Origin of the sequence: Coxiella-like endosymbiont, from assembly GCF_030643785.1 — a bacterium.
GTDB lineage: Bacteria > Pseudomonadota > Gammaproteobacteria > Coxiellales > Coxiellaceae > Coxiella.
Genome location: NZ_CP094378.1, coordinates 994,786 through 1,015,095, shown reverse-complemented (window position 1 = coordinate 1,015,095; position 20,310 = coordinate 994,786). Strand labels below are relative to the sequence as shown.

Below are 20,310 nucleotides of genomic sequence, written 5' to 3'. Positions count from 1 at the left end.
TGTTATTCTTTTAGTGTATTTATTTTTGTCCGCTCGCATTCGCGTTCTTCTAAGTCTAATAAGAATTGATGAGTACTGCTGTTTAGATTGCGAAGCTCGTCTAAAGTGCTCGTTTAAAGTTGAATCAAAACATTACGCAATGACGCTCCCGTCGCGAATGACAACAGGAGGATTTTCTACTATTGAGTCTTGCAATAATTGAAATAAATCATCGAAATGACACAATCTATTTTTAATTTCTTTGTAATAATTTACTTGCCGACAAGAAAATTAATTTCTGATCTAAAGTTGGTACTAAACTTAACCCCTGCCGCAATTGCATTAAATCTTGAGGTCGTACCGAACATAAATCTGCTCGGACGATGATTCTTTCTAGGTCCCTAATTAGGACAGGACATATATTTTCCCACAGCTCAGCATAAAATTTTTTCTCAAAATAAGCGTGATCGCGCTTTGTCTTTTTGCAATAGAGCTTGATCACGCAGGGGACGATTTATCCATCGTCGCAATAATCGACGGCCTATTGGGGTTGCTATTCGGTTTAACACCCAAGCAAGGGAATGAATTTCTTCGCTCTGCAAGTTTTTGATTAATTTGAGATTACGATGCGTGCTTGCGTCCATGAGAATGGATTCTTCATTTTGTTTGGCTTGAATGGAGTGAATATGGGGGAAAAGTGAATATGGGGGAAAGTCGTTCTTTAGGTATATTTTGCATACTGCAATAAACAACCGGAGGTGCCAGTGACAACGGGCAAATGCGTAACCCCAAAACTATCCAGTCCTTGAGTTTGAATTTGAAATTGTTGACACAAGAGCGTTGTTGCGGTGTTACGATCAAATTCCCAGGGAGGACGATGTTTGACCTCTACTCTAAGTGATTCGATCTGTATTTCTTCATTGATTATTTCTTCATTGATTAATAATTAATAATTCAGCAGGAAAAATACGTTTAATTTCTGCGAGAAGTTCGGTTAGAGTATTATCTCGATGTTCCTCTAGTAAAATTTTATCACTTGCGGTACGTGGAGTAATAATTCGGGTTACTTCGCGAGTCACAGGTCCTTTACTGGTAGTCAGATCGCTAATTTGTTCGAAAATAACTACTGATTTACCGAGACCAATTAATTTAGTTAAATAATTGTCTACGGAATGATAAGGGACTCCGGCCATGGGAATAACTTGGCCCCCGGACTGATCTCGAGTGGTTAAAGTAATATTTAATAATTTAGCGGCTCTTTGAGTAGCGGCTCTTTGAGCATCCTCATAAAATAATTTGTAAAAATTACCAATACGGTAAAATAATAAAAGATCTGGATATTCCTTTTTTGATCCCAAAATTTTTTGATCCCAAAATATTGTCGCATCATTGGGGTATGTTGGCTGAAATCTTCTTGATAAGGTTGTGCTTTTATTCGAGTGCCCATATCCTTGAAAGCTTAGTAAAAGCACTGGCGATACTCAAGAGGTATTGTTATGATTTTACATTCTCCGGCCTATCTTTCACCATGGAGCTATAATGGACGTTAATAGTTATCCTTTAAGCCGTCAACTCGGATTAATTTTAAAAGAAAAGGGAATGAAATTAGCGGTAGCAGAATCTTGTACAGGTGGTGGATTTTGTCGAGCAATTACGCGTGTTCCAGGAAGTTCTGTTTGGTTTGAATGTGGATTTATTATCTACAGTAACAGTGCAAAAGAAGAACTTTTGGAAATAGACCCACAATTAATAAAATGGGAGGGCGCGGTTAGTGAAGCAGTAGCACGGGAAATGGCTGTAGGAGCTTTGAAACGAAGTCATGCTGATATCGCTTTGAGTATCACCGGTATTGCGGGGCCTAGCGGAGGAATCCCCGATAAACCTGTAGGGACCATTTGGTTTGGAATTGCAAAAAAAACGGCAAAAAAAACTGGCGAAGTAGAATGTTACAAAGCTCATTTTAAAAGCGGACGCAAACACGTTCGAGATTCGGCAATTGCTTATGGATTAAAATGTTTGCTTAAATCTGTTACTGGTTAATGGAATAATACTTTCACGATTTTTTGTGAAAAAACTCTATACTTGTGGTGTAATTGTTTTAAATCGATTATTTTTCAAATCGATTATTAAGGAGCAAGAATGGACGATCGCAATAAAGCGTTAAGCGCTGCTTTGTCCCAAATTGAGCGCCAATTTGGCAAGGGCTCAGTCATGCGGCTAGGCGATGCTGGTATTATTAAAGATATCGATGTAATTTCCACAGGCTCACTGGGTTTGGATATTGCATTGGGCGTAGGCGGCTTGCCTCGAGGACGTGTAATAGAAATATATGGTCCAGAGGCTTCCGGAAAAACGACTTTAACACTTCAAACGATCGCCTCTTGTCAACTAATGGGTGGTACAGCCGCCTTTGTGGATGCTGAACATGCTCTAGATGCAATCTACGCCCAAAAATTGGGTGTTAATGTTGACGATCTATTGATATCGCAACCAGATACTGGAGAGCAAGCCTTAGAAATCACCGATATACTAGTTCGCTCCGGTGCCGTTGACGTTGTGGTGGTCGATTCAGTGGCTGCTTTAACGCCCAAGGCCGAAATTGAAGGAGATATGGGTGATTCTCATATGGGACTCCAGGCCCGGTTAATGTCACAAGCATTGCGTAAACTTACCGCTAACATCAAGAAATCCAATACATTGGTAATATTTATTAATCAAATACGAATTAAAATTGGTGTCATGTTTGGTAGCCCCGAAACCACTACGGGTGGAAACGCACTTAAATTTTATTCTTCAGTCCGATTGGATATTCGTCGCATTGGATCGATTAAAAAGGGTGAAGAAATTATGGGTAGTGAAACGCGAGTAAAAGTCGTCAAAAACAAAGTAGCACCACCGTTTCGTCAAGTGGAATTTGATATTTTATATGGGCTGGGCATTTCGCGCGAAAGCGAATTAATCGAGCTTGGTGTTAAAAATGAACTTATCGAAAAATCAGGTGCTTGGTACAGCTATAATAGTGAACGCATTGGGCAAGGGAAAGAAAATGTTCGCCAATTTTTAATGGAAAATCAGGAAGTTGCAAAAGAAATTGAAACTCATTTAAGAGAAAAATTATTGTCGAAGCAAAAAAGTGGAGAAAAAACAGATGAAGAAACTGCCGTGACAGAATGATGGAGCTTCGTGAACGCGCTATTGCTTTATTGGCAAGACGCGAGTATTCCCAGTTAGAATTAAAGCAAAAACTTCTAAATAAGAGTTATAAACTTCCAGAAGTGAAAACTTTGATAATATCATTAGCTGTTGAGGGTCTTCAAAGTGATGAAGCGATACACTGAAGTTTATGTGCGTCAACGTATCGCTGCAGGATTTGGTCCTAATTATATCATAGCGGAACTTAAACATCGAGGAATAACACATTCATTAGTCCGCCAATATCTTCCTCATGATGCAATGCTTTGGTGGGAAGCACTGTTCTCAATTTTACAAAAAAAATATCAGGAGCAAGATTTAAATTTAACTAAGAAGAGTTCTGCTCGGTTGGTCCGCTTTTTAATGCAACGAGGTTTCGATTCAGAACGCATCTATCGTTGGATACAACAATGTCAAATTACATGAATAGCAATCAATTACGTCAAATTTTTATTGAATATTTTAAAAAACTGGATCATGAAGTTGTTCCAAGTAGTTCATTAGTTAATGAAAATGACCCAACTATTTTATTTACGAATGCCGGGATGGTCCAATTCAAAGATGTATTTTTAGGAATTGATACGCGTCCTTATCAGCGTGCCGTTTCTATACAGAAGTGCATGCGAGCCGGAGGGAAGCACAACGATTTAGAAAATGTGGGGTATACGTCCCGCCATCATACTTTTTTTGAAATGCTTGGGAATTTTAGTTTTGGAGATTATTTTAAACGGGAAGCAATTGACTATGCCTGGCGCTTTTTAACGGAAGTTCTAGAGTTACCAAAAGAGCGCTTGTGGGTTACCGTTTTTCGAAATGATCCTGAAAGTGAAGCCATTTGGCTTAAAGAAATGAAAATTGATCCTCAGCGTTTTTCTCGATGCGGCGAAAAAGAGAATTTTTGGCAGATGGGAGATAGCGGACCTTGCGGTCCTTGTACAGAAATATTTTACGATCACGGGCCCACCGTAGCCGGAGGGCCACCGGGAAGTCCCGACGCGGATGGGGATCGTTATGTGGAGATTTGGAATTTAGTATTTATGCAATATAATAGAGACTTATATGGTAAACTGTATCTTTTAGCTAAACCTTCTGTTGATACTGGGATGGGACTTGAGCGTATTGCGGCAGTGATGCAGGGCGTTCATGACAATTACGATATTGAATTATTACAATATCTTTTAAAGACCTTAGGATCGTTGATTGGTAATAAGGATTTTCGCAATACCTCCATGCGAGTAATTGTAGACCATATTCGTTCGGCTGCTTTTCTTATTGCGGATGGTGTTATTCCCTCTAACGAAGGAAGGGGATATGTTTTGCGTCGTATTATTCGTCGCGCCGTGCGCCATGGTTATAAGCTGGCACAACAGAAGGCCTTTTTTTATCAGTTAGTAACTCCGTTAACAAAAGTGATGGAGGATGTTTATCCCGAACTTTATAGAACTCAGCCCATTATTGAACAAGTTATTTGTCAGGAAGAAATTCAATTTTCCCAAACATTATCAAAAGGTCTTAAGATTTTAGATCAAGAAATGGCTGAGTTGTCTCATCGAAAAATTCCTGGCGAGGTGATTTTTCAATTATATGATACTTATGGTTTTCCTCCGGACTTAACGGCAGATATTGCTAGAGAACGTAATTTTACGATGGATTATGCTGAGTTTAATAAGGCAATGGAGCGCCAACGAGAACAATCTCAACAAGCCCAACATACTCTTGATCACACTCAAAAAGTACACATTAGCGGTGAAACTGAATTTATTGGTTATGAGACTTTAAATGCAGAAGCTTCTGTAACTGTGCTTTTAGAAGATAATAAACCGGTAACTGTCTTAAATGAAGGAAGAGAAGGAATGGTCGTGCTTAATCGCACTCCTTTTTATGCTGAATCTGGCGGGCAAGTGGGAGACAGGGGTTATTTATTTTTTGAATTCGGGAGCTTCCGTGTTAAGGACACCAAAAAACAGGGTGCCGTTTATTTGCATATCGGTGAAATGGTCAAAGGAACTTTGCATGTCAAAGACAAAGTGGAAGCAAAGGTGAGTAGTTCACGTTTCGATATTATGCGAAATCACTCAGCCACCCACTTGTTGCATGAAGCTTTGCGACGTGTATTGGGGAATCATGTCATGCAGAAGGGTTCTCTTGTAGAAGCTAAGCATTTGAGATTTGATTTTTCCCACCCGCGCCCTATAATCCGGCAAGAATTACAAGCTGTAGAAAAATTAGTGAATCAGCAAATTCAAGCTAATTTGACTTCTAATGTCAATGTCATGACACCTAAGGAGGCAAAAGAATTTGGAGCGTTAGCCCTTTTCGGTGAACGATATAGAGAAAGAGTTCGTGTTTTAAAAATAGGTGATTTTTCTACCGAAATTTGTGGTGGCACTCATACTAAACAGACTGGAGAAATTGGTTTATTCAAAATTGTTTCTGAATCGGCCTGTGCTGCGGGTATTCGTCGTATTGAAGCGGTTACTGGCCAAGCAGCGCTATCTTATATTGAAACCAAAGAAGAGCAGTTAGAAACTTTAAGTAATTTATTAAAAACAAATAGGGACAAATTGATTTTAAAGGTGAATCAAATTTTAAAAGAAAATCGTAATAGAGAAAAAGAGTTAATAAAATTAAAACGACAAATGGCCTTACAGCAACTTTCGTATTTAATAAATGAGGCAGTCGATATTCAAGGGATAAAGGTTTTAACATCAAAAGTAGAAGCCGCAGATCACGATACCTTACGTGCTATGGTTGATGAATTAAAGCAAAAACTTGGAAAAGCGGCTATCGTACTTGCTATAGTAAAAAAGGACCGAGTCCAGCTGATTTCGGGGGTTACAAAAAATTCCTTAGATTATTTTAATGCCACGGAATTATTAATGTCTGTGGCCGTACAAGTCGGAGGACGAGGCGGAGGTCGTCGTCCTGACATGGCTCAAGGAGGAGGAGATTCTCCAGAGCGATTGAATGAAGCTCTGGACTCAGTATACGAATGGGTAAAAGAGAAATTAACAGCAATAGCTGAACATTAACAAGGATTTTCCTGGAAACTGCTAAAATTAAATTGGAGTCGTCGACGTGGCTTTAATCGTTCAAAAATTTGGAGGCGGTTCTGTTGCAGACATCAACAGAATACAGAAAGCTGCTGATATTGTTTCGGAAGCGCGTCAGCGAGGGCATGCAGTGGTTGTAGTCGTTTCTGCAATGTACAGTGAAACAGACCGGTTGATTAAACTGGCCCGTTCCATTTCTGACACCAATTTGCGCGAATATGATGCATTAGTATCAACGGGTGAGCAAATGTCAGCTGCTTTGCTCAGCATGGCGTTAGAAACCCGAAATTGTCTTGCCCATTCTTATACCGCTGCGCAAATCCGTTTACGGACTACTAACGAACACCAAAAAGCTCGAATTATTGATATTGATCCTCAGATTTTATTGGCCGATTTAAAAGAAGGGCGCACGCCAGTAGTGGCTGGATTCCAAGGAATTAGTGAAATTGGTGAGATTACCACCTTAGGCCGAGGAGGGTCTGATCTTACCGCGGTTGCTTTAGCTGCCGCTTTGCAAGCGGACGAGTGTCAAATTTTTACCGATGTCGACGGAATTTATACCAGTGATCCTAAGGTCGTTCCCGCTGCGAGGCGAATTTCGAAGATCACTTTCGACGAAGTAATGGAAATGTCTAGCCTAGGTGCTAAAGTACTTCAAAATCGATCTCTCGAATTTGCGGGGAAATATCAGGTCCCTATTCGCGTATTGTCCAGCCTACGAAAAGGACGATTGGGAACCTTAATTACTTACGAACGGGATTGTATCGAACAGCCGCTTGTATCGGGCATTGCTTTTGAAAGACGTCAAGCGAAACTGACCCTCCAAGGGATTCCAGAAAGGCCTGGATTAGCTAGCTACATTCTTGGGCCTATTGGGAAGGCAGATATTGAAGTGGACATGATTGTTCAGAATGTCCCCACCGTGGATACGAAGATCGATTTTAGCTTCACTTTGCAGCGGGATGATTATGTAAAAGCTTATCCTATCATACAAACAGTAGCAGAAGAGCTCGGCGCCCGGACTGTACTTAGTAATAGCAAGGTTGCCAAGATCTCTTTAGTAGGTGTTGGGATGCGTTCCCATGCGGGTATTGCCTCACAAATGGTTAGTGCCCTAGGGCAGGAAGGAATTCATATCCACTTGATAACTGCTACTGAGATCAAAATTTCCGCTGTTATTGATGAGAAGTACCTGGAAGTGGGCGCCCGGACACTTCATTCAGCCTTTAAACTCGATTGTAAGTTAAAAATTTATTGATTTATCACGGAATTCCAATATTATCTTAAAGTCTTTCGAAGACTGGGGAGCTTTTTAAGGCTCTCGATAAAAAAGATAGGGAGGTTTTGCTCCACAGGCTTGCAGGTAAGGATTTCTCTAAAGAAGGAGAGGAAGATGTTAATACTAACGAGACGTATTAGTGAATCGGTGATTATCGGAGACGACGTCAAGGTGATTGTGCTTGGTGTGAAAGGCAACCAAGTTCGCATTGGGATTGAAGCACCGAAAGAGGTTTTTGTTCACCGCGAAGAAATTTATGAGCGGATTCAACAGGAAAAACTAGCGAAGCTACAAGGTAAAGTTGGCACTGAAAAGACTTCTGAATCTGAGTAATTTCTACCCAGCAGCTGGTGGGGGGTATATCTTGGATTTTTTCCGTTCTGTCTTTCATCCTATTATTTTATTTCACAGGCTTTTTGTTTTTTTATCCGTTGAATTCCTCATTCAAATCTTAAATTTTAAGAGTGAGAAAATAACTCATTTTATTTCTGTTGATAGGAGTGTTATTATGCTTGCCTCGCAGAGTCCTAGAGGGAGGCTCGACCGGAAAATTATTGACCTTTCGTCCACGAGGTTCCAGGTAAAAGGTAATTAATGGAGAGATGGCCGAGTTGGCTGAAGGCGCTCCCCTGCTAAGGGAGTATGGGGCGAAAGAGCTCCATCGAGGGTTCGAATCCCTCTCTCTCCGCCAATTTGAGCAATTGATTGGGATCAGTGCTTTGATTATCAGCTCGATTCAGTCCTGTTAATGTAAATGAGTACTTGTTGCAATTGCTTGCAAAGCGTAATCCTACTCATAGTGCATTTTAACGATCAGTTTATCTCTTTTACTTTTTTCAGAAATAATTTCTCTAAAGAGGGACCAGAGGAAAACATTAAAAGAACCGAAATTAGTACCCCCTCTCAAGGGGGATCTCCCTGGCATTTAGCCGAATCGTTAAGAGGACTTGTTAAGAAGACTTTCTTTAATTTAACGTAAAGAGAGCTAATCCAATTAATTTTATTTTAGATTCAATATTTAACCAAAAAGATCCAAACTACCTTTTTCTTGAGTCGAAATTTTTTGGGGGATTCAGATAGCCCCATAAAGTTCATTTTCTTGTTAAGGGTGGCTAACATAAAGTAGGGTGCTTGGGTAACTTTTTCAAGTGTGGGAAGACCGTTGAAAATGAGAAATGTGAATTTTTAAATCTTGAAGATTATAGTAGCCTAGCTGATTTTGACAATTTTTAGCAGTAATTATTATTTTTCTAGAATTTCATTTTCAAGATTGAGAGATAATTTTTTCTAAAAAATATCAAAATCAGATTTTAAGCAAGGAAATGTTAGAAATATTATAATTCTTAATTAAATTACTTTTTTCTTTAAACATTTAAAGTTAAAAGATTTTACAAATTCATTAAATTCTGCAGGAGTTAAATGTTTTTGACCTCTATCAAAAACGAGGTCAAAAACATTAGGGTACATGAGGTTAATTCTGTAAATTAAAGAATCGTCTTTCACAGAGACTTTGGCAATTCCGCCGTTACAACGATTGCCGTTATCCAAAAAAAGAGAAGCACCCGAATCATCTTCCCTCACACTTGAATTTTGGAGGGTTGGAGCCGTGATTTCCAAAGCAAGGGAGGAATTTTCTATTACTATCTGATCAAGTAACTCTATACCTTCAGGTAAGTTGGTGAGTAAATAAAAGTAAATAAAAAGGAGAAGTGGCCTTCCCATAACGGGGCGCCCGTAGCCAAGGGTCGTCCGAGTGCCATATCAGAGATTTCTGAAAGTAATTAGGGTTTAGATTTCCAGGAGCTTGTCAAACACAATTTGACGCCGTGAGTAGAAATCAACGAGCCAAAACAGCATGGAGGTGCCTTCATAAGGACCCATTAAAATAGGGCGACGAAAGTTTTCACCCCTGATGTTTTGGATTTACCCCACACGGTGGGGTATCGAGAAACCTTATAAGTAGGCCATACGCTTCTTTATCTACAGCACCAATGAGCCAATAAAATACAGAAAGCCACCTTGGTTCAAGTTCTTCGGAGCATATAGGACGGACAAAGGACTTCTGTTGTAATTCCTTGCGCTAATTGAGGATTTTTTTGGAATATTTCTAGGAGAAACGATCTTCTATCGGGATATGCAGTTAACCCATAAAATGGAGATACTCCAACCCTCGCTATTTCCATATGAGATAAAATGCTTCTGTAGAAATTTCTTGAATTAATTGTGGTTTTATTCTTAAAAGTTCTTTGAATAATTGCTGGCATGCATGGTATTGATAAGCCAATAAATCAAGCTAATATCTGTTGCACCACCCAGCTTTTTGCAAAGATCTTTTCCTGAAAAGATCCTTTCGAACAATGCAATAAAAGTGTTATTAATTATTTGCTTTTACCTCTGTTTTTATATATGAGATTTAATTACAGTGAGCCTTATCTGTGGAGTAACATTAAGAAGGAGAATAAATTTTGATCAATGTTATTTTTAATTGAAGACAATGTATTGATTCGTCGCGGTATGAGCTTGATGCTAGAACAAATCAAGGGTATCCGTATAGTCGGGGAAGCGAGCACCGGGGAAGAAGGCCTTACTCTGCGACTGGAAAAAGAACCCGATGTGGTTATCCTCGACTTTCAACTATCTGATATCAACTACCTGATACGAGTGGCCTTGAGTTTGCCCAAAAATTTTATGGAAAATGAGTTGCTTCCTATACGTTTACCTGCAAGCAGGCGTATGTGGATTCATTACTAGAAGTAGCGATTCTACTGAGTTAGAACATGCCATTCGCGCAGTGCATAGCGGTCAGCGATAACATTAGTTCAGCAGTGGCAAGCCACGTAGCTTTAAGGAAAGCTACTGCTTCGGAATCACCATTTGATGACTTGAGTGATCAACAAATGGAAGTTTTGTTTGCTAACCAAAGGGATGAAAAAAGAAAAAATTGCTAAACAATTGTGTATTAGTACTAAGACGGTGAATTCTCACGGCTATTGAATGTTTGAAAAGTTGAATGATATTGATAAAGCTTAAACGGTCTGCAACTTTCTTGCCTACAGCAATTCTAGGAAGAATCAAATGTCTGATGGCTGTCTGATGGCTTAGAAACGCATCTTCTTTGTAAAGTCCCACTCCATTATTATGGAGTCACAAGATCTTCAGAAATTGAAGCAAATCAAGCTTTGCCCTATTATTAAGAGTTTTCTGCTTTCTCGATGATTAGAACTTCCTTATGAGGATTCTAAGGACACTCAGGATAAAAATATCCTTTACGGACTTAAGCAATTGGAAAAATAATATATATTTGTATTTGCTGATTTATTGAATCAAAAAGAAATTAAAGTTTTTCCTTCTACTATTGAATTAATCCAAAAATTTAGGCAAGAAAGAGTTCCAGTAGGTGTGGTATCATCCGGTAAAAATTGCCAAACATTACTGGAAAGGGTATAGATCGCAGATTTATTTTTAGTTCAAATCGATGGTATTACCCGTCAAGAAATGAATTTAAATGGAAAACCCCAATCTGATATATTTTTAGAAGTAGCTGCCCAATTAAAAATCACTCCTTTAGATTGCGTGGTTTTCGAGGATGCCCTGTCAAGAATACAGGCTGCGGTGCGAGGTTATTTTTGGTTAATTATTAGGGTTGCTCGTAATTCAAATTTACGCAAATCTACGCAAATCGTTAAAGCGAGAAAGGAGAGATTAGGTAGTTGATGACTTGAAAATGATTCGTTTTGAAGAATTGTCGAAACATATTTCTCCGCCGCTTCTTAACACATTAAATTGTCTACCTTGTATTATCGAGAAATCGACCAATAAAAAGTGGTTGTTTTTTAGGATTACCATGGAACATTGATACCAGTAGTAGATAATCCTGAATATGCCTTTTAAATGATAAAATTCGTGAGGTATTGATAAATCTAGGGCAATATATGGCAGTTTTGATTTTAAGTAAACGACAATTAGAGAGTTTGCACCAATTGTTTGGTTTAAAAGAATTATTTTACGTAGGTAATCATGGAGATCCGCTTTCTCAAAATACTTTTACGATGGGAACAGAATATAAAGAAGCTGTATTGAATGTTTATAATTTATTGACACAATTACTTTAAAATATTCCTAGGGTCATCATTAAACATAAAATTTTATCCTTATCTTATACACTATAGTTTAGTAAAATCTGAGAATCTTCCAGTAATCGAAGAATAAATTGATAGAACTTTAGAAGTATATCCTCAATTAAAAAAAACATTTAGGTAAAAAAGTTTTCGAATTGCGACCCGCTGTTGATTGGCATAAAGGTAAAGCCTTATTACATATTATAGAACTATTAAGCTATCATTACGCTCGTATTTACCCAGTTTTTATTGGGGATGATGTTACGGACGAGGATGCCTTGTAGCAGTTAAAAACTGTGGATAAGGTATTCTCGTTTCTCAAGAATAACGTAGAACAGAAGCCGCTATAATTTTAAAAGATAAGAACGAAGTTGAAAAATTTCTACATTCATTGTTAATCAGCCTCTATCCAATCTCGCAAAATGGAAATATAGCAACTATAATATCGTGATTTTATATTGCACTTCAACAGCATTTGCGAGAAACTCTATACACTTTAAGAAACGGTTGTTTTGCGACCCGAGGTGCTTGGAAAGAAGTTCAAGATGATGTCGTTCATTACCCGGGAACTTACATTGCTGGATGCTGCAATCGTTTAACGATTGAAATTGCGAAATTGCAGGTTAGAATGTTACTAATGAGGAATTAGTTAATTGTCCAAACTGGTTACCTCAATGAAAATTGGGTTATTTTAATGAAACTACTTTAAAAGAATATAAATAGACTTTAGATCCGTTTCACGGAATTTTAAAACGACAATTTTTTATAGTCGATAAAAAAATTGTAAAATAAGAATTATTACCCGATGCATTGTCTCTATGGATAGTCCTCATTTTGCAGCTATTGAATATAAGCTGATGCCTTTAAATTGGTCTGATGAAATTGAGATACGTTCAGGTATTGATGGCAATTTATCGACAATTAGCACAGCGTCATTTAAAAGAATTCAGAGAATAACTTGCGAAATATGATTTAATTAAGTATGATGACAAGTTAATCACAAATACATATGGAATACATATGGTGCTAACAGATCGGACAGAAATATATCCAAACGGAAATATATCTGAATCAAAATCGCAAATCGACATAAAAAGAAGATACAATAAGAATTGTTTCTCCTGTTTGAAAGAGGCCTATCTTAATTCATAAGTTTTCAAAGTCCTTGCCCTTCCGAGAATAGAAGCGGTAGCACCTACAAGATAAATACACGCTAAGGCTTTTCTTCTATTCCGGAAATGTAACTCAATATTAATTTGACGCAATGAAGTTTTAATCTTTAGCCAGTTTTTAATCTTTAGCCAGTATTAATCAATTTATTAATCATTTTCCTGGATTATAACAAGTCTAGGATGAAAAATGCTAATAAAAATTGGAAAACTGTTGACGGAAGAACAGCGAAAAAGGAATTCCGAAATATTAAGAAGATATTTTGAGCACCAATATAAAAAATAAAGTTCCCGAAGAAGTATCTATTGATGCATTTATCAGGCGGTTCAATGAAAAGGAATATTATCTTGAAAAACCTAGTTATTTTATATAAATTTTAAATTAATATAAATTTAAAATTTTACACTCCTTCACTCTCAATTTTTCTATGAATTTATTTTTCAATTTGTTAAATCCATGTCGGAGCAACCATTCGAAGAGTTTCTTTTAAATATCCTGATTTTGGAAGGTTTTTTACCATGGCAAGTTACAATATGGAGCAGGCGGTCTTATTGCACAAGGACATGAGATCCTCCATAATACTCTGTTAACCACTTATACTAAATATTATTTGTGGAATAATCTTACTTAACCCTACTGATACCCTTTCATACACTAGATCATTGGGCATTTTTGGAAATTCAGATTACGTATATGAAAAAGATTATCTTTTCCGGTGTGAACTGACTCATTGGCTCTATCTGACGAACGTAAAGCGATTAATAATCGTATTTTAAGCACAGTTCTGGAAGTGGGCACTCAGTAATGAATATAGTATTAGTATGTCAACATCTTATCAAAGTTTTTATCAAAGTTTGCAATACACGCATGAACAAATCACAGGTGAAAATCCCTCTGTTTTCTTGATAATTCGAAATTGTTTGTAAGCTTATGAAGAAGAGAATCCCGTTACTCAAGCTCAAATACTAGATGAACTTCGATTGGTAATTTGCCAATTAGTCCTAACAATTATGCTTGCGAAGTGGGCAATATATTCCTTATAACATTCTCCTTTTTCCAAAGGAAATCCGTTTTCATCAAATTCCGTTTTCATCAAATTCTTAAGAATTGTCTAGAATAAATAGATTTGGTGTCTTAAACTTTAAATAATATTAAAATTTATTACATTTATTACAATGGTTGTTGTTTATTTTAAGAATAATTCTAATGATTAATATTCTTTTAACCAAAGATCACGTATGAGTGCGTGAGGTATATTCGTCTCATGTTGTCTGCTATTAAAGGGATTCGCATTGTAGGCGAGGCTAGCACGAGGGAAGAAGGTCTGGCGAATGAAACAAAAAAATCCCGATGTCTTGATTTTAAACTTTTACTTATCCGATACAGATAGTTTGGAAGTAGGAAAGAAAATATTGCGACTGAGAGCCTGATATTAAAATATTGATCATAACAGAGATGAAAAATTAATCCTACCACTTCAACTTTTAGAAGTAGACGTACATGGATTGATTACTAAATGCAGTAACTCAGCAGAATCAGAACGATCCATTCGCGCAATTCACGGTGGTCAACACTACTAAAGCCCTACTAAGCTCTAGTATCGCCACTCAATTGGCTTTAAGCAAAGTGAGTGGTAATTCACCATTCAGTCAACTCAGTAAACAAGAAATGGAAGTATTATTCTTGTTAATTAAACGAATTAGTGTAACGGTAAATGGCTATCGTTACAATATGTTTGAAACACTTGGTGTAAATAATGATATTGGGCTCATCAAATTTAATCAGTCAAAGAAATAAGTTAAGGAAACGGTCAAACCTCAATACGGGCACAGACCTGCTCTATGGCATCGATAGTAATGTCTTTTAATTCTTCGATTACGGAGAGCTCAATATTGAGTGGAGGCAACCAATAAATTGTATTTCCTAGAGGGCGTAGTAAGGCGCCCAATTTTATGGCTTCTTTATAGATCTCATAGCCCAGTTTAGGACAAGCGGGATGATAACGCAAATCGGCTGCGACTATGGCACCAATGTTTCGAATATTCATTAATTGACCTGTTTTCTCAGAAACGATATTCATATTTTTATGCAGAATTTCGCTAAAGGCGGCGGCTTTTTCGCATAGATTTTCTTTATGAATAGTTCGTAAGGTAGCGAGAGCAACGCTGGCTCCTAATACGTTTCCTGAATAAGTATGGGAGTGGAGAAAAGCTTTGCCAGTCTCATAATCGTCGTAAAAATAGTTGTACATTTCCTCATGCGTCAGAACCGCACTGAAAGGCAACCAACCTGAAGTAAGACCTTTTGAAAGACAGACGAAATCGGGGATAACTTGGGCGTGTTCACAGGCTAACATCTTTCCGGTTCGCCCTATACCTGTCATTATTTCATCTGCAATTAAATGGATATTATGTGTTTTAGCCCATTGAGAGAGTCGGGCTAAGAAATCTTGGCTGTAAATTTTCATACCGGCCGATCCCTGAACGATGGGTTCTACAATAACAGCCGTAGCGGTTTCCACATATGGTTCAAGTAAATTTTCAATCACTTTCCACTGGTTGGTGCAATCATTCCATTGGTCAACCGTAATATTGGAAACGTAGGGAATCTCACTAATAAAAAAAGGTTCAAATAACATGGCTGTATAGGGAGATCGATAGAGCCCAAGATCACTCACACTAAGAGCACCCGCAGTTTCTCCATGATAACTATTTTTTAAAGCAATAAACTTTGTTCGTTTTTGATTGCCAGTAATAGTCCTTGAATGCAGGCTCATTTTCATTGCTACCTCAACAGCACAAGAGCCATCCCCTGTATAAAATACTTTATTTAGGAAGGGTATCAGCGTAGCTAATTTCTGAGAGAGTTCGACGATAACTTCGTTAGTCGTATTTGCTAAAATAACATGTTCAAATTTTTCTAGTTGTTGTTTTAAAGCCGTTTTTAACAATGGATGGTTGTGCCCCAATGATTTACACCACCAACTAGAAATAGCGTCAATTAATTTTTTGCCATTTTGAAGTTCAATGTGACTACCTAAGGCACTTTTAATCACTAATGGCTTGAATTCTTCGTAATCTTTCATTTGCGAACAAGGATGCCAGACATGTTTAAGATCTAGCAATTCAAGAGATTCCATATCGTTAACTCATTATTTTTGTTTGGTTGACTAATTAGAAAGACTATTATAAACTTTTTCTCTTCAACAATAAAAGAGGTTTTGTATATGGAAAAGGAGACCTGGAGTCAAGAGTCTATTTCTCATTTATTTGAGTTACCATTTTTCGAACTGCTTTTCAAAGCTTATAGTGTGCATCGAGCAAATTTCGATATCAAAGAAATAGAATTTTGCACCTTATCGAGCATAAAAACTGGAACTTGTCCGGAAAATTGTGCCTATTGTACTCAAAGTGGTCATTATAAAACTGGCCTTAAGCGAGAAAAATTAATTGACATTAATTCGGTTATCGAACAAGCCAAACTGGCTAAAAAAAATGGTGCTAAACGGTTTTGCATGGGTGCAGCTTGGAGAAGCCCGCCGAAAGGAGAACTGCCAAAGGTCCTAGAAATGATTAAAGCAGTTAAAGCATTAGGTTTAGAGACCTGCGTAACCTTGGGAATGCTTGATAAAGATCAAGCCCATGATTTAAAACAAGCAGGCTTGGACTTTTATAACCATAACTTAGATACTTCTCCTAATTTTTATCAAAAAATTATTACTACCCGGACCTACCAAGATCGAATCGATACTTTAAAAAACGTAAGAGATGCGGGGATTAATGTTTGTTGTGGTGGTATTTTGGGAATGGGGGAATCGCGAGAAGATCGAATTGAATTATTATTGCAACTTAATCAACTACCCGAGCCTCCAATGAGTATTCCATTTAATCAGCTCGTTCCCATGAAGGGTACGCCTTTAGAAAATGCAGCGCCTTTAGATTCCTTTGAATTTATAAAAACCATTGCTGTAGCTCGGCTTATATTTCCCAAATCGATGATCCGATTGTCTGCAGGACGTGAAGAAATGACTGATGAGTTACAGGCCTGGTGTTTTATGGCGGGAGCAAATTCAATTTTTTGTGGAGATAAATTATTGACAGCAAAAAATCCAGGACAAGATCGCGATTTTAATTTATTAAATCGATTAGGTGTTAAGATCCCTCTTCCAGCACAAGTGTAGGTTAGGTTGCTATGCTAGTTGCTAAAGTCAAAAACAGACTAGATCGATATGCAAAAAATTCACTTTTAAGAAAGTGTTTTGTTATTACAGGACGAGAACATAATAATTTGATCAAAGTTAATGGCCAGTCTTGTATTAATTTTTGTAATAACGATTATTTAGGCTTAGCCAATCACCCAGCAGTAAAAGAAGCTTTTATTGAAGCGATTCAACTCTATGGAACTGGAAGCACCTCTTCGGCAATGGTATCAGGGTATTTTAAACCTCAACAACAATTAGAAGAGAAATTTGCTGAATTTTTAGTGCGAGATCAAGCAATTTTTTTTAATTCAGGATATATGGCAAATTTAGGAGTTATTACTTCTTTAGCGGCGCGTAAGGACGTTATTCTTTCAGATAAGTTTTGTCATGCCTCTTTACTTGATGCCATTCAATTATCAAAGGCTCAGAATTATCGTTTTAGACATAATGATTTGGAACATTTTAATTATCTATTACATTTAAAAAAACCTAACATTCTGATTACAGAAGGTATTTTCAGTATGGAAGGTGATCTTTCACCCTTACCGGCGATTAATCACTGCATTGATGGAAAAAATATTTTATTTGTTGTAGATGATGCTCATGGTATCGGAGTTTTAGGGAAAAATGGAGGCGGAAGTTGCGAAAAGTGGGGATTGACTCAATTAGAAATTCCCTGCCTTATAACCCCTTTGGGAAAAGCGTTTGGTTGTTCAGGTGCTATTGTTTCGGGCAGGAAAGATATTTTAGAGGGCGTTTTGCAATTTTCTAGAAGCTATCGTGCCACTACTGCTTTACCGCCCGCTCTTTGTATGGCTGCTTTAAAATCGTTAGACATTGTTCAAATGGAATATTGGCGACGAGAACGACTCAATGAACTTGTTCATTTTTTTATACAACAAGCAGAAAATAGAGGTCTTAAATTAATATCGGAGGATGAAACACCTATTAGGTGTTTGCTTGTTGCAGACAATGAAAAAATTCAATGGATTCAAGAAAAATGTTGGAAAAAGGGTTTTTCATTTCCTGTATTCGTCCCCCGAGTGTTCCTGAAGGTACTGCCAGAATTCGAATTTCCTTAAATTGCTTACACACTAAGGACCAAATCATTCAACTCCTTTATCACCTTGCTTTTTTCTATGTTAGTTAAGTCTTCAATGGCATTTATCGCGGGATGGGGATTTAAGTCTTCTCTTTTAAGAGAAAGTAGTTTGTATTTAAAAGGATCTTTCTTAATCGATTTGCCTAATCTTGAAGAATTGACCTTGGAGAAGGTTACTTACAATTTGTCTTGTTCAATACCGGATGACACCACGTTAATAGGATGGTCTCTAGGAGGGTTAATTGCAATCCTATTAGCTGCTCAATTTCCAAAAAAAGTAAAAAAACTTATTTTATTATCAAGTTCCCCTCGCTTTATTCAAGGAAAGGGATGGTCGGGGATTTCTTTAGCGGAAGCCAATAAATTTATTAATTTAGCGGAGAGAAATTTTGCTAGTTTATTCAATTATTTTCTCTCTATAGTCAACTATCCGAATAAGGTGCTTCATTATAAAGACTTGCTAATGAAAAATTCTCTAAATTTTGAAAAACATCACGATTTGTTATTTAACTATTTAAAAATTTTGTTCGAATCTGATATCAGAGAGTCTTACAAAAGAATTAAAATGCCACTCTTCTATCTTTTAGGAGAGCAAGATATTATTACTAAGTTAAAACCTCAAGAGCTTTACGATTTAAATCCCAGCGCTATAATTTATGTCATTCCTGAAGCCGGACATTTAGCTTTTTTAACACATGAGAAGAATTTCTATACTCAGTTATTAAAATTTATTAATCATGTTTAATGAAAAAAAATTCGTATACAACGCTCCTTCAATAGAGCATTTAAAACTTATGATGCGTATAGTTATATGCCGGCAAAAATTTGCAAAGAACTATTGAACCAGTTAAAAAAAATAGAATTTAATTATGAAGTTATTGCTGATTTTGCTTGTGGAACAGGAGTTAGCACACAAGAAATTAGTTCGGTCTTTTCATTTAATAGCATGTATGCGATTGACTTCTGTAATAGCCTTTTGGATGAAGCTCAAAAAAAATTAGAAATTCTAAAGTTATATTTATTTTGGCTGATTTTGATGATTTTTTATTTTTTGAAAATTCACTGCAGCTAGCTTTTTGTAATATGGGGTTGCAATGGTCTTTAGATTTAAAGAATACTTTTAAAACATTTTCTTATCAATTGATTCCCTCCGGTATAATGGCTTTTTCAATTCCTTTAAAAGGGACATTTAATGAGTTGGGAGAAAATTCTCGGAATCAATTTTATCCACTAGAGATTATTACAAATTTTTTGACGGTAAGTGGTTTTTCGATTCTTTCTTATCAAGAAAAAGTTTTTATCGATGAATTTAAAACTTTACAGGAAGCAGTTCGTTCCATCAAATATATTGGAGCAAATTGTCTGGTTCTGAGGAAAAAATCAGATTTATCAGCTAAGCCGATTTTAAAATTTACGGATGAAGCAACAGTCAAGTTAACTTATCGAATTGGATTTTTTGTTTGTAGAAAGGTTTAGATATGGTGATAAAATTTTTTGTTACTGGAACGGATACGAACGTGGGAAAAACTTATATAAGTATGGCCTTGCTGCGAACATTCACGAGCAGAGGATTTTCTACTTTTGGTATAAAGCCTATCGCTTCCGGATGTCGGAATATTAATGGTTTGCTTCGCAATGAAGATGCGCTTGCTCTACAAGAGGCTTCTTCGGTAAAAAAGCGTTATGAATTGATTAATCCGGTAGCTTTTGAAGCGCCGATTGCCCCACATATTGCCGCGCAATTGCAAGATTTGCGTTTAACAACCACCGTATTGGTAGAAAAAATCAATAAATCACTTTTAATTTCCAGTGATGTGTTTATTGTTGAGGGAGCAGGCGGATGGTTTGTTCCTTTGAATGATGAAGAATCAATTGCTGATCTTGTGAAATTATTAAATATTCCTGTTGTCTTGGTGGTGGGAATTAAATTAGGTTGTTTAAACCATGCTATTTTGACTGTGAATGCAATAAATCAAATGAAAATTCCGCTTATAGGATGGGTGGCAAATTGTATAGAATCGCAAACAATAGTAATTGATGAAAATATTCAAACTTTAAAAACATGGATAAAAGCGCCTTGTATGGGTATCGTCCGTTACGGAGAGAATCCACAAGATCACCTTTCCCTTCAACCGGTATTAAATTTTTCAAAAAAAGAAGATTATTTTTCTCTCACTAATGGGAAAGAGCCAGGTAAAGCCGGGAAGGATTGAGTC

Annotated in this window: 25 protein-coding genes, 1 tRNA gene and 1 pseudogene; 22 read left to right on the top strand and 5 right to left on the bottom strand. The window is 37.1% G+C overall.

What is annotated here, in order from left to right; all coding sequences use genetic code 11:
- Positions 1 to 431: 431 nt before the first annotated feature.
- The 3 genes from MRH55_RS05290 to MRH55_RS05280 all read right to left on the bottom strand — a co-directional run bounded on the left by MRH55_RS05290 (position 432) and on the right by MRH55_RS05280 (position 1,337).
- The gene (locus MRH55_RS05290) at positions 432 to 623 is read right to left on the bottom strand and encodes a hypothetical protein (protein WP_304985202.1); all 192 of its coding nucleotides are present in this window, start codon (positions 621 to 623) and stop codon (positions 432 to 434) included.
- A 77-nt stretch (positions 624 to 700) separates the two neighbouring features.
- Positions 701 to 886: a hypothetical protein gene (locus MRH55_RS05285; protein WP_304986145.1), complete on the bottom strand. Its 186-nt coding sequence runs from the start codon at positions 884 to 886 to the stop codon at positions 701 to 703.
- A 25-nt stretch (positions 887 to 911) separates the two neighbouring features.
- Positions 912 to 1,337, bottom strand: a complete 426-nt coding sequence (locus MRH55_RS05280; RefSeq protein WP_304985201.1) for a MutS N-terminal domain-containing protein — start codon at positions 1,335 to 1,337, stop codon at positions 912 to 914.
- A 181-nt stretch (positions 1,338 to 1,518) separates the two neighbouring features.
- Here MRH55_RS05280 and MRH55_RS05275 point away from each other — a divergent pair, with 181 nt between their 5' ends.
- The 8 genes from MRH55_RS05275 (at position 1,519) to MRH55_RS05240 (ending at position 8,194) form a co-directional block, all read left to right on the top strand.
- The gene (locus MRH55_RS05275) at positions 1,519 to 2,019 is read left to right on the top strand and encodes a CinA family protein (RefSeq protein ID WP_304985200.1); all 501 of its coding nucleotides are present in this window, start codon (positions 1,519 to 1,521) and stop codon (positions 2,017 to 2,019) included.
- Positions 2,020 to 2,118: 99 nt separating this feature from the next.
- Positions 2,119 to 3,153, top strand: a complete 1,035-nt coding sequence (gene recA / locus MRH55_RS05270; RefSeq protein ID WP_304985199.1) for a recombinase RecA — start codon at positions 2,119 to 2,121, stop codon at positions 3,151 to 3,153.
- Positions 3,150 to 3,317, top strand: coding sequence for a regulatory protein RecX (locus MRH55_RS05265; RefSeq protein ID WP_304985198.1), 168 nt, complete (start codon positions 3,150 to 3,152; stop codon positions 3,315 to 3,317). Before recA ends, MRH55_RS05265 begins: the two co-directional genes overlap by 4 nt.
- Positions 3,301 to 3,597 carry a regulatory protein RecX gene (locus tag MRH55_RS05260; protein WP_304986144.1) on the top strand — a complete coding sequence of 99 codons (297 nt, stop codon included), beginning with the start codon at positions 3,301 to 3,303 and terminating at the stop codon, positions 3,595 to 3,597. Before MRH55_RS05265 ends, MRH55_RS05260 begins: the two co-directional genes overlap by 17 nt.
- Positions 3,594 to 6,203, top strand: a complete 2,610-nt coding sequence (gene alaS, locus MRH55_RS05255; protein WP_304986143.1) for an alanine--tRNA ligase — start codon at positions 3,594 to 3,596, stop codon at positions 6,201 to 6,203. Before MRH55_RS05260 ends, alaS begins: the two co-directional genes overlap by 4 nt.
- Positions 6,204 to 6,249: 46 nt before the next feature.
- On the top strand, positions 6,250 to 7,482 hold the full coding sequence (locus MRH55_RS05250; protein ID WP_304985197.1) for an aspartate kinase: 1,233 nt from the start codon (positions 6,250 to 6,252) through the stop codon (positions 7,480 to 7,482).
- A 135-nt stretch (positions 7,483 to 7,617) separates the two neighbouring features.
- Positions 7,618 to 7,836, top strand: coding sequence for a carbon storage regulator CsrA (gene csrA / locus MRH55_RS05245; protein ID WP_304985196.1), 219 nt, complete (start codon positions 7,618 to 7,620; stop codon positions 7,834 to 7,836).
- A gap of 263 nt (positions 7,837 to 8,099) precedes the next feature.
- A tRNA-Ser gene (locus MRH55_RS05240) sits at positions 8,100 to 8,194 on the top strand.
- A gap of 656 nt (positions 8,195 to 8,850) precedes the next feature.
- Here MRH55_RS05240 and MRH55_RS05235 read toward each other — a convergent pair.
- On the bottom strand, positions 8,851 to 9,225 hold the full coding sequence (locus MRH55_RS05235; protein ID WP_304985195.1) for a hypothetical protein: 375 nt from the start codon (positions 9,223 to 9,225) through the stop codon (positions 8,851 to 8,853).
- 750 nt (positions 9,226 to 9,975) lie between these two features.
- Here MRH55_RS05235 and MRH55_RS08065 point away from each other — a divergent pair.
- The 8 genes and pseudogenes from MRH55_RS08065 to MRH55_RS05205 all read left to right on the top strand — a co-directional run.
- A pseudogene (locus MRH55_RS08065) lies at positions 9,976 to 10,152 on the top strand (response regulator); the annotation flags it as partial.
- A gap of 276 nt (positions 10,153 to 10,428) precedes the next feature.
- Complete coding sequence (locus MRH55_RS08060) at positions 10,429 to 10,497, top strand: hypothetical protein (RefSeq protein ID WP_439647892.1); 69 nt, start codon at positions 10,429 to 10,431, stop codon at positions 10,495 to 10,497.
- Between the two features lie 501 nt (positions 10,498 to 10,998).
- Positions 10,999 to 11,217 carry an HAD-IA family hydrolase gene (locus MRH55_RS05225; RefSeq protein ID WP_304985194.1) on the top strand — a complete coding sequence of 73 codons (219 nt, stop codon included), beginning with the start codon at positions 10,999 to 11,001 and terminating at the stop codon, positions 11,215 to 11,217.
- 197 nt (positions 11,218 to 11,414) lie between these two features.
- Positions 11,415 to 11,615, top strand: coding sequence for a hypothetical protein (locus tag MRH55_RS05220; protein ID WP_304985193.1), 201 nt, complete (start codon positions 11,415 to 11,417; stop codon positions 11,613 to 11,615).
- 161 nt (positions 11,616 to 11,776) lie between these two features.
- Positions 11,777 to 11,905, top strand: coding sequence for a trehalose-phosphatase (locus MRH55_RS05215; protein WP_304985192.1), 129 nt, complete (start codon positions 11,777 to 11,779; stop codon positions 11,903 to 11,905).
- A 191-nt stretch (positions 11,906 to 12,096) separates the two neighbouring features.
- Positions 12,097 to 12,270 (top strand): hypothetical protein, encoded by a 174-nt coding sequence (locus tag MRH55_RS05210; protein WP_304985191.1) that lies wholly within the window; start codon positions 12,097 to 12,099, stop codon positions 12,268 to 12,270.
- 169 nt (positions 12,271 to 12,439) lie between these two features.
- Positions 12,440 to 12,592: a hypothetical protein gene (locus MRH55_RS07830; protein WP_369421040.1), complete on the top strand. Its 153-nt coding sequence runs from the start codon at positions 12,440 to 12,442 to the stop codon at positions 12,590 to 12,592.
- A gap of 1,762 nt (positions 12,593 to 14,354) precedes the next feature.
- Positions 14,355 to 14,588, top strand: a complete 234-nt coding sequence (locus tag MRH55_RS05205) for a response regulator transcription factor (RefSeq protein ID WP_304985190.1) — start codon at positions 14,355 to 14,357, stop codon at positions 14,586 to 14,588.
- A gap of 13 nt (positions 14,589 to 14,601) precedes the next feature.
- Here the strand turns inward: MRH55_RS05205 and bioA are convergent, their stop codons facing one another.
- Positions 14,602 to 15,930, bottom strand: coding sequence for an adenosylmethionine--8-amino-7-oxononanoate transaminase (gene bioA / locus MRH55_RS05200; RefSeq protein ID WP_304985189.1), 1,329 nt, complete (start codon positions 15,928 to 15,930; stop codon positions 14,602 to 14,604).
- An 87-nt stretch (positions 15,931 to 16,017) separates the two neighbouring features.
- Between bioA and bioB the strand changes: the two genes are divergently transcribed.
- The 6 genes from bioB to bioD all read left to right on the top strand — a co-directional run bounded on the left by bioB (position 16,018) and on the right by bioD (position 20,307).
- A complete protein-coding gene (gene bioB, locus MRH55_RS05195; protein WP_304985188.1) occupies positions 16,018 to 16,971 on the top strand; it encodes a biotin synthase BioB in 954 nt (317 codons plus the stop codon).
- An 11-nt stretch (positions 16,972 to 16,982) separates the two neighbouring features.
- Positions 16,983 to 18,074 (top strand): aminotransferase class I/II-fold pyridoxal phosphate-dependent enzyme, encoded by a 1,092-nt coding sequence (locus MRH55_RS05190; protein WP_304985187.1) that lies wholly within the window; start codon positions 16,983 to 16,985, stop codon positions 18,072 to 18,074.
- Positions 18,075 to 18,131: 57 nt separating this feature from the next.
- Entirely contained in the window at positions 18,132 to 18,839 is a 708-nt protein-coding gene (locus tag MRH55_RS05185) for an alpha/beta fold hydrolase (RefSeq protein WP_304985186.1), read from the top strand.
- Positions 18,840 to 18,905: 66 nt separating this feature from the next.
- Positions 18,906 to 19,166 (top strand): methyltransferase domain-containing protein, encoded by a 261-nt coding sequence (locus MRH55_RS05180; RefSeq protein WP_304985185.1) that lies wholly within the window; start codon positions 18,906 to 18,908, stop codon positions 19,164 to 19,166.
- A complete protein-coding gene (locus MRH55_RS05175; RefSeq protein ID WP_304985184.1) occupies positions 19,118 to 19,570 on the top strand; it encodes a methyltransferase domain-containing protein in 453 nt (150 codons plus the stop codon). The genes MRH55_RS05180 and MRH55_RS05175 overlap by 49 nt, the downstream gene beginning before the upstream one ends.
- 2 nt (positions 19,571 to 19,572) lie before the next feature.
- Positions 19,573 to 20,307 carry a dethiobiotin synthase gene (gene bioD / locus MRH55_RS05170; protein ID WP_304985183.1) on the top strand — a complete coding sequence of 245 codons (735 nt, stop codon included), beginning with the start codon at positions 19,573 to 19,575 and terminating at the stop codon, positions 20,305 to 20,307.
- Positions 20,308 to 20,310 lie beyond the last annotated feature (3 nt).

What these genes read in the sequence shown, in the direction of transcription:
- MRH55_RS05290 (WP_304985202.1), bottom strand. Translation starts at nt 623, where the DNA reads ATGGACGCAAGCACGCATCGTAATCTCAAATTAATCAAAAACTTGCAG.
- MRH55_RS05275 (WP_304985200.1), top strand. Translation starts at nt 1,519, where the DNA reads ATGGACGTTAATAGTTATCCTTTAAGCCGTCAACTCGGATTAATTTTA.
- recA (WP_304985199.1), top strand. Translation starts at nt 2,119, where the DNA reads ATGGACGATCGCAATAAAGCGTTAAGCGCTGCTTTGTCCCAAATTGAG.
- MRH55_RS05265 (WP_304985198.1), top strand. Translation starts at nt 3,150, where the DNA reads ATGATGGAGCTTCGTGAACGCGCTATTGCTTTATTGGCAAGACGCGAG.
- MRH55_RS05260 (WP_304986144.1), top strand. Translation starts at nt 3,301, where the DNA reads ATGAAGCGATACACTGAAGTTTATGTGCGTCAACGTATCGCTGCAGGA.
- alaS (WP_304986143.1), top strand. Translation starts at nt 3,594, where the DNA reads ATGAATAGCAATCAATTACGTCAAATTTTTATTGAATATTTTAAAAAA.
- csrA (WP_304985196.1), top strand. Translation starts at nt 7,618, where the DNA reads ATGTTAATACTAACGAGACGTATTAGTGAATCGGTGATTATCGGAGAC.
- MRH55_RS05235 (WP_304985195.1), bottom strand. Translation starts at nt 9,225, where the DNA reads ATGGGAAGGCCACTTCTCCTTTTTATTTACTTTTATTTACTCACCAAC.
- MRH55_RS05225 (WP_304985194.1), top strand. Translation starts at nt 10,999, where the DNA reads ATGAATTTAAATGGAAAACCCCAATCTGATATATTTTTAGAAGTAGCT.
- MRH55_RS07830 (WP_369421040.1), top strand. Translation starts at nt 12,440, where the DNA reads ATGGATAGTCCTCATTTTGCAGCTATTGAATATAAGCTGATGCCTTTA.
- bioA (WP_304985189.1), bottom strand. Translation starts at nt 15,930, where the DNA reads ATGGAATCTCTTGAATTGCTAGATCTTAAACATGTCTGGCATCCTTGT.
- bioB (WP_304985188.1), top strand. Translation starts at nt 16,018, where the DNA reads ATGGAAAAGGAGACCTGGAGTCAAGAGTCTATTTCTCATTTATTTGAG.
- MRH55_RS05190 (WP_304985187.1), top strand. Translation starts at nt 16,983, where the DNA reads ATGCTAGTTGCTAAAGTCAAAAACAGACTAGATCGATATGCAAAAAAT.
- MRH55_RS05185 (WP_304985186.1), top strand. Translation starts at nt 18,132, where the DNA reads ATGTTAGTTAAGTCTTCAATGGCATTTATCGCGGGATGGGGATTTAAG.
- MRH55_RS05180 (WP_304985185.1), top strand. Translation starts at nt 18,906, where the DNA reads ATGCCGGCAAAAATTTGCAAAGAACTATTGAACCAGTTAAAAAAAATA.
- bioD (WP_304985183.1), top strand. Translation starts at nt 19,573, where the DNA reads ATGGTGATAAAATTTTTTGTTACTGGAACGGATACGAACGTGGGAAAA.